The organism is Tritonibacter sp. SIMBA_163 (genome assembly GCF_046535935.1).
In the GTDB taxonomy this organism is placed as follows: Bacteria; Pseudomonadota; Alphaproteobacteria; order Rhodobacterales; family Rhodobacteraceae; genus Epibacterium; species Epibacterium scottomollicae.
Window position 1 is genome coordinate 1 of sequence record NZ_JAWJBP010000925.1, and the last position, 251, is coordinate 251.

The following is a 251-nucleotide window of genomic DNA, read 5'->3' on the forward strand; positions in this document are numbered from 1 at the left end:
GGCGATGCGGACCGGTCAGTGGAGCGAAGCGGTGTCGCACTTCGAGGCCGCGCTGGCGGACCTCGGCGACCAGCAGCGTGGCCTCCGCATCGAGCTGCAGGGTCAACTCGCCACCGCGCTGCACCAGTCCGGCCGCCACCGCGACGCCGCGGCGTGGTACGAGAAGGCGCTGAGCAACTCGACCGGCAGCCCGCAGCTGCTGAACAACTTCGCGTTCCTGCTGGCCAACGACCTCGACGATCCGCAGCGGG

At 70.9% G+C, this 251-nt stretch carries 1 protein-coding gene; it reads left to right on the top strand.

Going from position 1 to position 251, the window contains the following annotated elements; translation table 11 throughout:
* Nucleotides 1-31: 31 nt before the first annotated feature.
* The coding region (locus R0J92_RS25030) for a hypothetical protein (protein WP_411053672.1) at nucleotides 32-251 on the top strand (220 nt) is incomplete at its 3' end.